This is a genomic window from Mesobacillus jeotgali (assembly GCF_002874535.1).
In the GTDB taxonomy this organism is placed as follows: domain Bacteria; phylum Bacillota; class Bacilli; order Bacillales; family Cytobacillaceae; genus Mesobacillus; species Mesobacillus jeotgali.
The window spans coordinates 2789864-2805624 of sequence record NZ_CP025025.1; the positions used below are offsets into that span (position 1 = coordinate 2789864).

Annotated in this window: 16 protein-coding genes and 1 other RNA gene; 7 read left to right on the forward strand and 10 right to left on the reverse strand. The window is 42.8% G+C overall.

The window, feature by feature from the left end; translation table 11 throughout:
- Nucleotides 1–75 precede the first annotated feature (75 nt).
- On the reverse strand, nt 76–309 hold the full coding sequence (locus CD004_RS14150) for a DUF2249 domain-containing protein (protein ID WP_102263356.1): 234 nt from the start codon (nt 307–309) through the stop codon (nt 76–78).
- Nucleotides 310–504: 195 nt separating this feature from the next.
- Here CD004_RS14150 and CD004_RS24110 point away from each other — a divergent pair, with 195 nt between their 5' ends.
- Nucleotides 505–642: a hypothetical protein gene (locus CD004_RS24110; RefSeq protein WP_170029983.1), complete on the forward strand. Its 138-nt coding sequence runs from the start codon at nt 505–507 to the stop codon at nt 640–642.
- A 35-nt stretch (nt 643–677) separates the two neighbouring features.
- Here CD004_RS24110 and CD004_RS14155 read toward each other — a convergent pair whose 3' ends face one another.
- Entirely contained in the window at nt 678–3041 is a 2364-nt protein-coding gene (locus tag CD004_RS14155) for a nitric-oxide reductase large subunit (protein ID WP_102263357.1), read from the reverse strand.
- Nucleotides 3042–3264: 223 nt separating this feature from the next.
- On the opposite strand from CD004_RS14155, the gene CD004_RS14160 reads away from it, so the two are divergent.
- The 5 genes from CD004_RS14160 (at nt 3265) to CD004_RS14180 (ending at nt 6391) form a co-directional block, all read left to right on the forward strand.
- Nucleotides 3265–3954 carry a Crp/Fnr family transcriptional regulator gene (locus CD004_RS14160; protein WP_102263358.1) on the forward strand — a complete coding sequence of 230 codons (690 nt, stop codon included), beginning with the start codon at nt 3265–3267 and terminating at the stop codon, nt 3952–3954.
- A 411-nt stretch (nt 3955–4365) separates the two neighbouring features.
- Nucleotides 4366–4605 (forward strand): DUF2249 domain-containing protein, encoded by a 240-nt coding sequence (locus tag CD004_RS14165; RefSeq protein WP_102263359.1) that lies wholly within the window; start codon nt 4366–4368, stop codon nt 4603–4605.
- 1 nt (nt 4606) lies between these two features.
- Nucleotides 4607–4822 (forward strand): DUF2249 domain-containing protein, encoded by a 216-nt coding sequence (locus CD004_RS14170; protein WP_102263360.1) that lies wholly within the window; start codon nt 4607–4609, stop codon nt 4820–4822.
- On the forward strand, nt 4819–6072 hold the full coding sequence (locus CD004_RS14175; RefSeq protein ID WP_456152436.1) for a hypothetical protein: 1254 nt from the start codon (nt 4819–4821) through the stop codon (nt 6070–6072). Before CD004_RS14170 ends, CD004_RS14175 begins: the two co-directional genes overlap by 4 nt.
- 13 nt (nt 6073–6085) lie before the next feature.
- Nucleotides 6086–6391 carry a metal-sulfur cluster assembly factor gene (locus CD004_RS14180; RefSeq protein WP_102263362.1) on the forward strand — a complete coding sequence of 102 codons (306 nt, stop codon included), beginning with the start codon at nt 6086–6088 and terminating at the stop codon, nt 6389–6391.
- A gap of 109 nt (nt 6392–6500) precedes the next feature.
- On the opposite strand, the gene CD004_RS23855 is transcribed toward CD004_RS14180, so the two are convergent.
- The 8 genes from CD004_RS23855 to CD004_RS14215 all read right to left on the reverse strand — a co-directional run bounded on the left by CD004_RS23855 (nt 6501) and on the right by CD004_RS14215 (nt 14133).
- The gene (locus CD004_RS23855) at nt 6501–6668 is read right to left on the reverse strand and encodes a hypothetical protein (protein WP_158651564.1); all 168 of its coding nucleotides are present in this window, start codon (nt 6666–6668) and stop codon (nt 6501–6503) included.
- A 311-nt stretch (nt 6669–6979) separates the two neighbouring features.
- Nucleotides 6980–8122, reverse strand: coding sequence for a THUMP domain-containing class I SAM-dependent RNA methyltransferase (locus CD004_RS14185; protein ID WP_102263363.1), 1143 nt, complete (start codon nt 8120–8122; stop codon nt 6980–6982).
- Between the two features lie 133 nt (nt 8123–8255).
- An RNA gene (gene rnpB / locus CD004_RS14190) (RNase P RNA component class B) lies at nt 8256–8644 on the reverse strand.
- Nucleotides 8645–8727: 83 nt separating this feature from the next.
- Complete coding sequence (gpsB, locus tag CD004_RS14195) at nt 8728–9027, reverse strand: cell division regulator GpsB (protein ID WP_023627594.1); 300 nt, start codon at nt 9025–9027, stop codon at nt 8728–8730.
- 124 nt (nt 9028–9151) lie between these two features.
- A complete protein-coding gene (locus CD004_RS14200) occupies nt 9152–9712 on the reverse strand; it encodes an SLOG family protein (RefSeq protein WP_102263364.1) in 561 nt (186 codons plus the stop codon).
- Between the two features lie 123 nt (nt 9713–9835).
- On the reverse strand, nt 9836–10153 hold the full coding sequence (locus CD004_RS14205; RefSeq protein ID WP_102263365.1) for a CotD family spore coat protein: 318 nt from the start codon (nt 10151–10153) through the stop codon (nt 9836–9838).
- A 410-nt stretch (nt 10154–10563) separates the two neighbouring features.
- Complete coding sequence (locus CD004_RS14210) at nt 10564–11841, reverse strand: ribonuclease H-like domain-containing protein (RefSeq protein ID WP_102263366.1); 1278 nt, start codon at nt 11839–11841, stop codon at nt 10564–10566.
- 15 nt (nt 11842–11856) lie between these two features.
- Nucleotides 11857–14133, reverse strand: coding sequence for a DEAD/DEAH box helicase (locus tag CD004_RS14215; protein WP_102263367.1), 2277 nt, complete (start codon nt 14131–14133; stop codon nt 11857–11859).
- Nucleotides 14134–14331: 198 nt separating this feature from the next.
- Between CD004_RS14215 and CD004_RS14220 the strand changes: the two genes are divergently transcribed.
- Nucleotides 14332–15024, forward strand: a complete 693-nt coding sequence (locus CD004_RS14220) for a Crp/Fnr family transcriptional regulator (RefSeq protein ID WP_102263368.1) — start codon at nt 14332–14334, stop codon at nt 15022–15024.
- The last annotated feature ends 737 nt before the right edge of the window (nt 15025–15761 follow it).

Here is a 15761-nt window from a genome sequence, read left to right on the forward strand (position 1 = left end):
TACTTTCTTATTCAAAAATAAAAACAACAGGCGAACCTGTTGTTTTATAGAATCAGAGGATGTATTTTGTATTTTTTACTTAGTTTTTCCGATTGCCACTCGCCATGTTTCAGGGCCTTCTTCAAGGTACTCCCATGAAAATGTTTCTGGACGCTCCATCATGAATTGGTATTGAAGCGGTCTAGGGTCATGATCATTAACAATTTGCATGAATTCTCCCTTTTTCAGAGAATCAAAGTTTTGGAATATTGTAGGGTGTTTTTCCCGCGGTGCATAGTCAGGTACATTGATAATTACGTTGAAAGTCATTTCCCTCTCTCCTTTATTTCCTGATTTTCTTTACATTTTCATTATAAAACTACTAGTTTCCCTCTGTAGTGAGCGCGGTCACAGTTTGACTATGACTTCCTTCATTCAAGAGGATTTGTATTTTAAAGTATTCATCATTAAAAAAGAGGAACTTATATGATTAGATAGAACTCTAAATTAGGGAGGCGATTTTTCGTGAAAGAGTTAGTAGGCAGCTGCGATCGTTGTGGAAAAGAGATTTTTTGCATGGATGGTTTTTTGAATGGTGTACATAAAGATGGAAAAGTGCTTTGTTTTGAATGCGAAAAAGAAGAGGAACAGAAATCATCATAAAAACCGCAAAGCGATGACGCTTTGCGGTTTTCCTATTAATCTTCATCAATAGCCAAATCTTTTACTGGCAGTTGTTCTTCTTCTTTATGTGTCACTTTACGGAGGTGGAAGAGTGCTTTTACACTGAATACTGCGAGTGCGGCGACACCAATCAAGAAGATTGTATCAGGAATTGCTCTCAACGTCAGGAGCATTTCAACTGTCTCCTGCTGTAAAAACTGCGATGAACGTGAAGCTGCATAGCCGTTAAAATACGCTTCTTTCAACTGAAGGTAACCTACTGGAAGCAGGGACAGGAAGACCATGCCAGCTAAGCCTGTGTTCAGCATGATGACAATGAATTTAACCCACCTGTCGCTCCACTTTTCAGGTTTTACGATATTGCGCAGTGAGTAGATTAATACTGCACCTGCGAACATCCCATACACACCCATCATCGCCGCGTGGCCGTGGGCCGGTGTCAGGAATTGACCGTGTTCAAGGAAGCTTACTGCAGGCAGATTGATCAGGAAGCCCAGTACCCCTGCACCAACCAGGTTCCAGATTGCTACTGAAATCAAGAACCAGAAAGTACCTTTGTAAGGGAAATTAACTCCCCCATCTCTCATCATTTTGTACTGCTCATATGCTTCCAGGATGAGCAAGGTCAAAGGAATGACTTCCAGGGCAGAGAATACTGAGCCCAGCGCGATCCAGACTTCGGAAGAACCATTGTAATAATAGTGGTGGCCTATACCGATAACGCCTGCTCCCATTAGCAGGATCAACTGGAAATATAATGCCTTTATTGTTGATTTTTTCGTAACAAGTTTCATTTGGACCATCAAGAAACCTATGACAACTACTGCGAAAACTTCGAATATACCTTCAACCCAGAGATGGATGATCCACCAGCGCCAGTAGTCAGCAAAGGTATAGTGTGTACCCGGATTGATCATGAAAGCAAAGAAGTAAAATGCTGGTACGGCAATTGCTGAGTAGAACAATAGGTGAATCAAGCCGCCTTTATCGGATTCCCTCTTCAAACCACTCTTGATGCCACGGAATACGATGAACAGCCAGATCAGCATTCCGGTCGCTAGAATGAACTGCCATATGCGTCCCAACTCAAGGTATTCCCACCCCTGGTGTCCCAGCAGGAACCAATTGTTTCCCAGGTAACCGTTAGCACCAAGCCATTGGCCAATCATGCTGCCTGCTACAAGAACAACCAATGCCCAGAAAAGGATGTCAACCAGTAATCCCTGTCGCTTTGGTTCATGCCCGCCAACCAGCGGAGCGATGAAGATACCCATCCCAAGCCACGCTGTCGCAATCCAGAAGATAGCGAGCTGGAGGTGGAAGCCTTTTGTAATGTTGAATGGCAGGATATCATGGACCCATTTCATTCCAAAGAAACTGTCAGGCTCGATATAATAGTGCGCCAGCAACGCACCGAACATTGCCTGGACAAAGAACAGCACAGATACAATCGCGAAATATTTTCCAGTCTTCAATTGTGAAGAAGTAAGCGGCAGCTTCCTCAAATCAATTTTAGGGAAGTTACCATCTGTATAAGCCTCTTGCATTCCCAGGTGATAGCGATAGAAGACAAACAGGATCAAGCCTACGAACAAGATCAATATGGTCACGCTCGCCCCGCTCCACCAGATTGCCGAAAATGACATTGTGTTTCCTGCGTCTTCATAATATGGCCAGTTATTTGTATAAGTGATATCATCGTCTGGCCTTTCTGTACTTGATAGCCAAGCTGTCCAGAAAAAGAAATCAGCGATTTGTTCAATCTGGTCGCCCTTCGAAACCCAGGCGCGGTCACCGTCCGGCATATGCTTTTCCTGGATTAACCCTGGTTTTAGACCCCACTGGTCACCTTCAGTAAAAATAGTATGATAGAATTCCCTTACCTTTTCATGTCCATATATTTGCGCATCTGTCAGCACCAGATTATCTGTATCTGGCACATAACGGTTTTCACGCATTTCCTTCATGACATTGTCTCGGATGATTGTTTGTTCATCACCCGATAACTCTTTGAAATCTTTACTATATTTTTCTTGTGACCTGAAGTCATGCATTCCATCAGTATAAATCTTCAGTGCCTCCGCCGTATAATCAGGCCCCATATAGGATCCATGCCCTAATACAGTTCCATAATCCATCAAACCATATTTCTGGAAGACAGCCTGCCCTCCCATGATACTCTCTTTTGTTAAGATGATCTCTCCCTTTTCGCTTGTGACTTCAAGCGGCCTCGGAGCCATATCTTTAAAGATCCAGTAACCTCCTGTCAGGAGTACTGTAAAGCTAAGTAATAATGTAATGATGAGTACGGATTTCAACAGTGAGTTTCTATTTTTCTTGACCACTGCCTTCGTGGATGTCCCTTGCTGGATTTCCATCGACCATACATCCCCTTCCCTGTTTGATTTACAACCTAAGCATAAAGGGAAACAGATGATGAGTTTGTGAAGTTCCTCATTTGTCAGGTGTGATTTTTCACACAGTGATGATAATTATTTTCATAAAAACGTCAAAATATGATTCAGGTCACTTAGCCTTCCTGGATAGCTTGGTAAAATTCATGGTAGATAATTAATCCTATATAAAGAGGAGCAGATTGATATGCACATATCCCACATCAGGCAGCAATTAAAAGAGGTTCCTATTTTCAAAGAATTATCACCAGAGGAGCTGGATACGATTGTTGAAATCGCCCAGCCAAGATTCTTTAAAAATAAAATGTATGCATTCATGCAAGGAGATCCGCTTGACCGGGTTTTCTTCATATATTCAGGTAAAGTGAAGATTTATAAAACGGATTCATCAGGCAGGGAACAAATCGTTTCCGTCCTTGAGACTGGTGAAATGTTTCCTCACGCCGGCTTCTTCAGGAAAGGCCAATATCCAGCACATGCGGAAATAATGGAAGACACCCAGATGATCATCGTACCGATCTCAAAATTTGAAGAAATCCTGGTTGCCTATCCCGAACTTTCTATTAAGTTATTCCGTGTCCTTGGCGAGAAAATCGTCGACCTGCAGGCCAGGCTCGAGGAGCAGATTCTTCATAATACTTACGAACAGATCATCATGCTGTTGTTACGTCTATGCAAGACTAATGGAGAAAAAAGAGAACACGGATTTAAATTAACGACCCATTTTACCAACAAAGAATTCGCCAATATGATCGGAACTTCCAGAGAAACCGTCAGCAGAACCATCAACCATTTAAAAAAGAAAGATTACTTAAGCTTGGATGCTGAAGGCTTCTATTTGATAGACCATGAAAAATTGCATCAGGAATTGTTTTAAGAACAAAAAGCGCAAGCGCCTTGGTCAGCCCCGACAAGCGCTGGATGGCCGACCGGTGAAGTCGTTCTTTGACTTCATTGGACGGACCGAAATCGATAAGCGGAGGCGACTGCCCAACTCCGACAAGCGTTGGAGGGCCTGACAGTGAAGTCGATCTTTGACTTCATTGGCAGGACCGAAACGTCTCGAGGAGTTAGAAGCCGCAGCTAGACAAGCGTCTCGAGGGGCTAGGCGCTGGAGCTGGATTAAGATACCCATATGGAGTTATCCACACAATAATACTTCTATAATTTCCTTTACAACAGGAAAAAGTAATTTTTCGAGTTTAAGTGATGCGTATCACGGAAGAAATTAATGAAAATGATTATCATTTAATCATACCAACTATAGTATCGAGGAGATGAACGATATATGGAACACAGAACGATTGAATTGGATGTGCGAGAAGATATCAATAACAAGCTTGAGCCTTTTCAAAAAATCATGGAAGCCATTGGCGATTTAGAATTGAATGACAGACTGGTCCTTCATGCGCCTTTCAAGCCTGTTCCTTTATATGGCGTTTTAAAAGCAAAGGGATTTGAACACGAAGTCGAAAAAATCGAGGCAAAACATTATAAAATCACTTTTACCAAAAAGGGAGGGAAATAAGATGATACTGGATAATAGAGGTCTAGAACCGCCACAGCCGATGATGAGGACGCTGGCAAAGCTGGAAGAGCTTGAGGAAGGACAGACACTTATCATCATCAATGACCGCCGTCCAATGTTTCTGTTCGAGCAGCTGGATGAACTTGGGTTTTTGTATTTAACCGAACAACAAGAAGATGGCAGCTATCGCGTGACTATTTCCCGAAAAGCGGGGTGATTCAATTGTTTCAACCAAACAGTGGTAACGAAACAAATATAAAGCTTCCTTTTTCATTCATCGGTTTCAGCATGCTGGCGTTAATCCTTTCACAGCTGCTGATCCTGCTGAACGGTAACCTTCTTGTTTCCGGCGTGTTCCGGTTGCCGGCAATCTGGTCTGCTGCTCACCTTTTCGTGCTCGGCTGGGCCCTGATGGTCGCTATGGGGGCAATGTACCAGCTAGTACCTGTCGCATTCCTGACACCGATTTGGAACGAGAGATTCGGCTTTTGGCAATTGGCGGTAACGACTGCAGGCATCGTATCTTTCGCTGCCGCACTGTATCTTCGCCCACAGGATGCCTTGGTTCCAGGAATCCTGACATTGCTCGGAATTTTGATGTTCATTTTTCAGATGTTCATGACGCTTAAGAGCCAGGCAAAACCAAATATCCTAACTTTGTTCGTCGGCACTGCACTTTTTTCTCTCCTGGCTACAATTACACTCGGTATCACGCTAGTCCTGAGTATGAAAATAGGGTTTGCTTCGGAATATTATCAAGCTGTTTTTAAAACCCATATCCTGCTGGGAACAGTGGGCTGGTTCTCATTCTTGATCTTTGGCTTTTCATATAAGATGGTTCCGATGTTCTCACTTTCACATGGTTACTCCATGAAACCTGCGCCATATGTATTCGGTGTTTATGTTGTTGGAATTATCAGTTTGATTTCTTCTTTCTTAACTGGCATCCATCTGTTCGAAGTGTTGGGAACTCTCATGCTATTTGCCGGGTTCATGATTTTCACCTGGCATGTCAAATTGATCATTGATAAGCGTGTGAAGAAGAAGCTTGACCGTCCATTCATGTTCGCCTTATTTGCGATTGGCTGCGGGGCTTTAATCCACTTTGCCTCTTTTGCTGGAAGTGCAGCGAATCTACTTTCAAAAATGGCAGGGCCAATTATTTTATTATATTTAGTAGCGTGGATTGCATTCAGTATCATTGGTTATCTTTATAAAATCGTTCCATTCCTGTGGTGGACTCATAAATACAGCAAGGAAATCGGTAAAAAGAAGGTTCCCGCGTTAAAAGACATGATGGATGAGCAGCTGGCACTGCCCCTTTTCATCATGTTCACTGCAGGCACGATCCTTCTTTTACTGTCATTCATTGTCAAGCTTATGCCGGTCTTTTACATCGGCCAGGGCTTGATTGTGCTCGGGGCTGTCCTATTCAGCTATATTATCGCCAAAGTATTAACTATATAAGGAGGAGTTAGAAATGACTGAATTAAAGGAAAAAATCAGAGAAAATTTAAAAAATGTGATAGATCCAGAATTGAATATTAATGTTGTGGACCTTGGCCTGATTTATGAAATCGACGTTCCAGAACCTCGCACAGCAAGAATTTTAATGACACTCACGACCCCAGGCTGCCCTCTTCATGACAGCATCGCCAGCGGCATTAAATATTGCGTACAAGGCATGGAAGAAATTGATCATGCAGACGTACAATTAACGTGGGAGCCAGCCTGGACACCAGACCGCATGACTGAGGATGGAAAAAGACTGCTTCAGGGTTTTTGAATTTGACGCCCACATCCCGCAAAACCTGCTAGAGTAACATATGAAGTATTCAGATACAAGGGCAAACAAAAAAAGAAACGCTTGGGCTCCCGAGCGTTTCTTTGCATGTTTATTTAGCGTTTGAAAGGCCAAATGACAATGCCTGACGAAAGTTGTTTTCTGCCTCCTGCAATTCTGCAAGCTGGAGTTCATCAGCCTGGAATTCATTACGCAAAGCCTCGGTACTAGTTGAAAGGGCTTTTGAGATACGTTGGAAGTCGATAAAAGAATAATTCATTGCCATCCCTCCGTTTCATAAGAAATGCGCAAGCGCCTTGGTCAGCCCCGACAAGCGTTGGAGGGCTGACCACTGAAGTCGCTCTTTGACTTCATTGGGCAGACCGAAACGTCTCGAGGGGGTAGGCGCTGAAGCTAGACACAAATCCAAGTGTAAATAGTTGATACTTTCTTACCTTTTACAAAATCCAAGTATAAATGTATTTTATTCACCTGCATCCTTATTTATTCCAGGAAATGAAACTTCCTTTAGTTTCTCTTATGATGTTACACAAAACAACAAAGCCTCCTGGCCAGCAGGAGGCTTCGTCTTTATTTATCTACTCTTGGAGGGCGTTTGCCCCAGTACTGATAATAATCGGTTCGGATGAATCCATTGAACAGCTTCCGTTTCTTTGTTGCCGGCTTTCCGTATACTTGTTCAAAATCCTCATTGGATGTCAGTATATAGATGGACCATGTATCAAGCGGAGCAAAGGCTTTGCCCATCTGGCTGTACATTTCTTCAACAGCTTTCTTTTCACCCAATCGCTCACCGTATGGAGGGTTGCCAACAATGACGCCATACTCTTTTTTTGTCGTAAAGTCCTGCACACGCATTTGTTTGAAAGAAATCAAATCGCCAAGTCCTGCTTCAAATGCATTCTCTTCAGCGATTTTCACCATCCGGTGGTCGATATCCATCCCGCTGATATCTAACGGCTGGTCATAATTTGCAAGGTCCTCTGCTTCCATTCTTACCTCGTCCCAAACTGAATCAGGAAAAATCGGCCAGGCTTCTGAAACGAATTCTCTGTTAAAACCCGGCGCAATATTTTGACCGATTAACGCAGCTTCGATCGGAATTGTTCCAGACCCGCAAAACGGATCAACGAATGGTTTGTCTGGATGCCAATTTGTCAGCTTGATCAGGGCAGCTGCAAGTGTCTCCTTCAATGGAGCCTCTCCCTGGCCAGACCTGTATCCGCGTTTATGCAGGCCGCTTCCGCTGGTGTCGATTGTCAAAGTCACGACATCCTTTAACAGGGCAACCTCTATTTTGAACAATGGCCCGTTCTCTTCAAACCAAGTAGTCTTTTTATATGACTTTCTTAATCGTTCAACAATAGATTTCTTAACGATCGCTTGGCAGTCAGATACACTGAAAAGCTTGGATTTTACTGACTTACCCGAAACAGGAAATTCAGCATTTTCCGGTAAAAATTCCTCCCATGGGAGGGCCTTCGTTTTTTCAAATAATTCGTCAAATGTATAGGCTTTGAATTCGCCAATCTTGATTTTGATTCTGTCTGCCGTACGGAGCCACATATTGCTTCTGGCTATTGTTCTGGCATCACCTTTATAAGTGATCTTCCCATTTTCTACTTGGCACTCGTATCCAAGGTCACGGACTTCCTTTGCGACGATTGCTTCAAGACCCATCGCTGAGGTCGCGATTATATCAAAATTCTTCATCGTTTCACCCTTTATATCCAATATCTTATGTATTTCATTATTAAGTTGCCCAATAACACTTAATATACATAAAAAAAGCTCTCCTGGCAAAAGGAGAGCTTTAGTAAACACTCATACGAATCCATTAATAACGTTCTGTAAGCCATGTTTTGTACCTTTGTACTGCAAACGACCAAAAGTCTCGTACTCCGGTGGTAATCATCTATCTACAGATGAGAACTCATCTGTCCTTCCCTTTGTTCAGTTCCTCCAGGAAGGTGCCCCTACCATCGTTTGGGTTTCTCGCTCGTGGGGTTTACCTCGTTCCACCCTTCCGATTTCTCGGAAGGCTCCGTCACTGTGGCACTTTTATAGGTATTCATGCCATATCGTTGCCGACTTAGGCATTTTCCCGGCCGTCAGCCGAGCGTGAGCCCGACTGCCCTGGCTTATGAATTGGCCAGGCACGAACACTACAGGCATCTCAGCCTGTGCGAGCATGGACTTTCCTCTGCAGCAGAACTGCAGCGATTACCCGAACGTTATTAACAGCTACAAAAAACATTATATGAAATATAGGTTGGAAAAGCAATGGTAAAACATTTCAAAAACTAGCAGATGCTGGATTAATCGTAAAGCTTATCCCCGAAAACATGCTTTTCTAAATTCGATAGCCTTTTAAGAATATCGAAATTCGTAGTACCGGCTGCCTGTGTGCTCGGTCGTCGTGAAGCTTCATCAAGCTGTTTTTTAAGACGGAGATTGTCCTGTTGAAGTTCCTCAATTTCCTGCTGCATCACTTCATAGTCCTTAATGATCATATCAAGAAACTTATCAACATCTTCTGGCTTGTAACCACGCATTGCTGTTTTGAATTCTTTTTCCAAAATATCTTTGGCAGTTAACTGTATTTTATCGGATAGCATTCCATTCACCTCAATATACCCCAATCGTCACATTTATTTTTTCAAAAACAAGGCGATTTGTCAATTTTTCTTTTAAAAGGATTATTTCGTGTTTACGTCATTAGAAAAGTTTACAATTCGTTGGTTAAAACCCCTGCTGTTTCAATTGTTCCTCTTCAACCGCCATTTGTAAATCATATAAAGTAATCAACCTTATTTCATAATCGTTTTTTTCTTGATATTTTTTGGCTGTTTCATATATGAATTTTGGACTGCCTTCCTTTTCAGGATCGTATAGGAGTACCAGCAAATCGCTTTTCTCAATGAAAAATTGGTTCTTCAGCCTGAATTGCCATGGGTTTTCATAGGGCTTTTTTGTGATGGAGTCAACATGGTCGGCTCCAGCCAGCACGGATTCATACCACTCTTTATTTTGTTCTTTCCATGTTTCCTCCTGATTAAGGAAAGGAGTGAACACAGACAGTTTGAGGTCAGGGTATTCTTCCTGGAGCTCAAATACTGCCTCAGCAGCCCATAATTCGACACCGAGCTGTCCGCTGATCATTACCCATTCCAGGCCTTCCTCAATTAGTGGAATCAAGCTTTTTCTTATCGCCATTTTTATGTAATCAGCCGCTGGATGATTATGCTGGAATACTCCAATTTCAAAAGGTTTATAACCGGAAATCGCAGCTACTTTTGCCATGCCTTCTCCTTTAAGAAAGTGATTTGTTATAACTCCATATTGAGGGTATTCCCTCTAAGCTGCAAATATTACACCTTATATTTTAAAAAAACAAGGGCTGCTAGAGCCCTTGTTGAAGTCATTTTATCGACCAAATCCTGGACCGCCAAATCCTGGTCCACCAAATCCTGGACCGCCAAATCCCGGGCGCGGTCTCGGGCCAACTGGAGCCACTCCGCCTGGTACCGGACCAGGTCCGCCATAATGATTCTGGTGTGTCACCTGATTAACCGTGGACTGTGTCTGCGGGAAATAATGGACATGATCATAATTGATGTGGTTTACATTTGTAGTATGTGTTGGATGAATATGCGGAACCACATTGTTTGTAAAGTTATGGTTCGTACAGCACTTAGTAGGATGAACTACTGCTGGCAATACATGTGTCGGCTTGCAGTGCATAGTGCATAACTCCTTTCATTTAGACTTATTGTTTACATTATCAGCCTATGAAGAAGTGATGCGTCTTGTACTAATGAAAACACCTATTTTTCAAGAGAAATTGCAGTGCAAGTCACCTAGTGATTTAATAAAATCACCTAATGAAATTCTTAGAGGAATGTGTAAAAGTTGTCCTTCAGCCCGCTGAAAATAACAGCAATGAGGGTGATCACAACAAAATAGAGAACTAAAACCGCTTTATACATCAAACCAGCCCCGTAAAATTATATTGTTTTTAAAACACCATACAATTTTACATTTTACAACGTCGAAACCATACATACAACAGGATATTACAGGTTTTGAAAGGATAAATGTTAAAATTTTGTTACAATTCCAGATTACTTGACGAAAACTAGCATAAAACCAGTTTATTTTGGCGAATTTTGCGCTTGCCCGGGAAATTCTTTTCGGGAAATCCTTTGTATCCTTTTTTCGAGTTCCTGGGTAAAAATCATGTCTTTTTTTGTTGCACCCTTTTCTTCCTGATGAAGTTCCTGAGCAAGATGACAATACTTTAAAGCCATTTCAAGCTTTTTTTCACGATGTTCGAAATGTTTGGCCAGCTCGATACATGCTTCTTTACGCTGTATTGTTGTCCCTTTGGCTGCACTTTCTTCCCATAGGGAAACCGCCTTATGCCATTCTTTATTCTTTTTATGCTCAAAAGCTAGTGCATGCTTAGCTGAAACCGATTCTTCATTTTGACCGTCCAGCAGTCCGGTGAATGCTTGCTTCGCTTTATCTGACTCACCAAGATAGGAAAACCAGCGTCCCACCTCGTAAGTTTCCCGTGATGTTTGGGTCTTGTCCCTACCGAGAATCTGGAAAGTTAAATGTGTATAGAGCGTCAATAATGACAGGATATCCGTTTCATTATGCTTAATGACACCCAGCAATCCTTCTGGGTTCTTCCTCTCCAGAAAGTCAAAATAAATCATTGGTGCCAAAAAGCCAGGAATATCATCCTTCCTTTCAAGCCCCAAGATCTCCTGTTCCACTATACTCAATTTCATCCGCTCAATTTTATGCTTCCATAACCTTCTCGCTGCATGGTACAAATCAAAATGTCCAAAGGAAGGAAGCTTGGGTACATGGTCACGGACAAGGGTGTGCCTCGTTTTGACTTGCGGCCAATCGAAAGCTTTGCCATTGTATGTAACCAATGTCGTGTAATCGGCATTCGTCAAAAAGCTCTGGTAAAGAGCAACTTCTGCTCCGGGATTTGGGAGGATATGCTGTTTCAACTTTACTGAATCCCCCGATATGGACGCATGGCCAAGGAGGAAGATGGTGTTGCCAGCCCCTCCACCAAGGCCGGTTGTTTCGGTATCAAAAAACACCAGGTCCAAAGGGGTGTGGCCGGCTGCAGAAAGCGGATGCTTTGTTCCCTCCTTGTTCCAGAGCGAAACAGCCTCGAGCAAATCGCCGAAACGGTAATGCCCGTGCTGTTGATCAAGCGGATAACTCACTTCCCTGACTAGACAATATTGTCCGTCAAAATAGAAGGGGGAAACCTGCTCCTGCTCCCAGACATCAAGAAACGGGATTTCTGGTGTTTGTTCAGCTTTTACAGGTTCGGCCTCTGGCTTATCAATCCCGCTTTTTATATGGGATTTCAACCTGTTCAGTTTATTCTTGAGACTCATATTCCCCCTCCTTTCCTAAACAGCAGCTTTAAGGAATAAATCCAATAATTTCACAACGTCATTTTTAGAGTGGATGGATGTAGTATCCGTTCCGATGCAAGACGGGCATCCATCGGAACACTGGCAGTTCTTGACCATTTGTTTGGTTTGGTTCAAAATTTCTTCGATTCCGGTATATATCTTTTCGCTTAACCCAATTCCTCCAGGATAGCGATCATAAAAGAAGATGGTTGGCTTTTCGTTATGGGCAGCCTTGACCTGCGGGACCACATGGACGTCAGAGGGGTCGCACATCACGAATAACGGCGCGATATGCTTCAGTGCCTGGGAAGTCCCTATCAACCCTTCCTCAAGCCGGTCATGGCCGAATTCGGATAACTCTTTGTTCAGAGATATCCATGCTGAACTTGTGTGAAGCTCCTCTTCCGGAAGATAAATCGGTCCAGAACCGATATTCTCATGAGTTTCAAACCTGATCTTCTTGAAAATCGTTGCCATCGCTCTAACGCTGACATCTCCAAAGCCGATTTCTGTTTCATCATTACCCCTGACCTTATCTTCCTCAAGAACACTCAATTGAACAGCGAGATTGGCATCGGTAAAATAATCAACATCGACTTCACGGACATACGCCTTTTTTTCCTCCCAATCAAGCTCTTCCACCTGGAATTGGATTCCTTGATGCAGATAAATCGCTTCTTCGTGCAGCAGCGTCATGGCTGAAAAAGTATCCATTTCGCCAATCACTCTGACATTGGCTACATCTGATTGGTCGATAATCACCACATTTTCCTGTGATGCTGAACGTAGGCTAATATTGTGAGCAGGGAATGCATCATTCATCCAAAACCATTTGTCTCCGTTTTGGTGAAGAATACGCTCCTCAGTTAAATATTCAAGTATCTCCTCAATTTCTGCAGCACCAAAAGTTTCACCCTTTTTGAATGGCAATTCATAGGAAGCACATTTGATATGATCGATCAGAATAATCAAATTATCTGGATTGATCCTTGCAGTTTCCGGACTGCGGTTGAAAAAGTAATCAGGATTCTGGATAACGTACTGATCCAGCGGACTGGAGCTGGCCACCATGATTACAACCGACTCCCCATGGCGGCGTCCTGCCCGGCCAGCCTGCTGCCAGGCACTTGCAATCGTTCCCGGGTAACCGTTCATGATACACACCTGAAGCTGTCCGATATCGACACCAAGTTCAAGCGCATTCGTGCTGACAACTCCGTATATATCACCTGAACGGAGTCCCTTTTCAATTTCGCGCCTTTCTGTCGGAAGGTAACCGCCCCGATAGCCCCTGATTGCCTTTGGGCCAAGCTTGTGTTTGACCAACTCCTGTAGGTAGGTAAGCAGGATTTCAACCCGGACTCTGCTTCTGGCAAACACGATGGTCTGGATCCTATTTTTCAAGAATTCACCTGCAAGCCTCCTGGTTTCAAGTGTTGCACTCCTGCGGACATTCAGCGGGATATTGACAACTGGAGGATTATAAAATAAAAAGTGCTTCCTGCCGGAAGGAGCTCCATTATTATCGATCAGAACCATATCCTTTTCAGTCAGACCTTCAGCAAGCTCTAGCGGATTCGCTATCGTCGCAGAGGTACAGATGAAAACAGGATCGCTTCCATAGTAATTGCAGATTCTCTTAAGCCTTCTAATGACATTTGCCACATGGCTGCCGAAGACACCTCTGTAAATATGCAATTCATCGATGACGACATACTTCAGATTCTCAAACAGTGAAACCCATTTTGTATGGTGCGGCAGGATCGCAGAATGGAGCATGTCCGGATTTGTAATAACGATATGCCCTGCTCTCCTGACCTTCTGACGGATATTAGAAGGAGTGTCCCCGTCATATGTATAGCTATTAATCGCCAGCTCCGCCTCCTGGATCAGCTCGTTGATTTCACTCTTTTGGTCCTGGGCCAGCGCTTTTGTAGGGAACATATACAGCGCTCTGGCATTCGGATCATTTATGATAGATTGAAGTACTGGCAGGTTATAGCACAATGTCTTTCCCGAAGCAGTCGGTGTGACAGCCACAATGCTTTGCCCTTCCATGATCTGATCATATGAAGACTTTTGATGTGTATACAGACGGGAAACCCCACGTCTTTCTAATGCACTTTTCAGAATCTCGCTCAATTCCTCTGGCATATCTTCAGACTGTGCTTCCTTCTCTTCAATCGTATGCCAGTGGACAATATTTTTCTTTACCGATTCACTAACCTTTAATTCTTGCAAAATCTCTTGCATGCTTTTCCGGACTTTCATAGCGTTCACCTCGTTATTCTTATTTTAGCGAATAAACGTTCGTTGCAAAAGATAAAAGTTCAATAAATCAAATTGCTATTTTTTGGCATACCTCATTTGATATCCTCTTTCCGACCACCATTGGAACAATCATTTATGTCATTTAATACAACCTTTTGCTAAAATAGAGTGGACAAACAGCTAATAGAGGTGTTTCTTTTGGATAAAAATGAAATTAAAAGTGTCCTTGGCAAGTTTTCATTGTTCAGGGACCTTGATGACTATGAACTTGAAAAGATTGTAGATATATCAATTTCACGAGAATGGAAGAAAAACAGCCATATTTTCATGCAGGGCGACCCGCTTGAGAATGTGTATTTTATTAATGAAGGAAAAGTGAAGGTCTATAAAAGTGATGCCAATGGCCGAGAGCAGATAGTGGCTATTCTGAAAAAAGGAGAAATGTTCCCGCACGTAGGTTTCTTCAGAAAAGGCGGATATCCAGGTTATTCCGAAGTATTGGAGCGGGCTAGTCTTGTTGTCGTACCGATTTCGCAATTCGAGAAAGTTTTGGTTGATAACCCTCACTTAAGCATCAAGGTGTTCAAGGTACTTGGAGAAAAAATCGTTGACCTTCAAGAAAGGCTAGAAGCACAGATCCTGAACAACACATACGAACAGATCATAAAGCTTTTGATCAGGCTAGGTGAACTTCATGGAGTAAAACAGGAAGATGGCACGATTTTGCTAAAGGCTGATTTCACAAACAAAGACCTGGCCAATATGATTGGGACGACTAGGGAAACGGTTAGCAGAACGCTGACCAAAATGAAAAAGCACGAACTGATTATTACCGATTCCAATGGGAATATCATATTAGACCCTGATGTGTTGATGGATGAGCTTGTTTAGTTTTCGCGACCAGTGAGGTTGAAACCATCAAAATGTTGATGTCTGCTCGACACATCAATTTGCAGGAACTTTGTGTCCTCTTTGGGAGTTCACAACTTGATTCGGGCTTATAGAACTCTTCTATGTGCCCTTTTTAGAGTACGAAACTCGATTTGGGCTTATAGAACTTTTCTATGTGCCCTTTTGGGGTGTACGCAACTTGGTTTGGGCTTATAGAACTTTTCTATGTGCCCTTTTTGGTGTACGCAACTTGATTTGGGCTTATAGAACTTCTCTATGTGCCCTTTTTGGTGTACGCAACTTGATTCGGGCTTATAGAACTTCTCTATGTGCCCTTTTTGGTGTACGCAACTTGATTTGGGCTTATAGAACTTTTCTATGTGCCCTTTTTGGTGTACGCAACTTGATTTGGGCTTATAGAACTTCTCTATGTGCCCTTTTTGGTGTACGCAACTTGATTCGGGCTTATAGAACTTCTCTATGTGCCCTTTTTGGGTGTACGCAACTCGATTTGGGCTTATAGAACTTTTCTATGTGCCCTTTTGGGGTGTACGCAACTCCATTTGGGCTTATAGAACTTTTCTATGTGCCCTTTTTGGTGTACGCAACTTGATTTGGGCTTATAGAACTTTTCTATGTGCCCTTTTTGGTGTACGCAACTTGATTTGGGCTTATAGAACTTTTCTATGTGCCCTTTTGGGGTGTACGCAACTCCATTTGGGCTTATAGAACTTCTC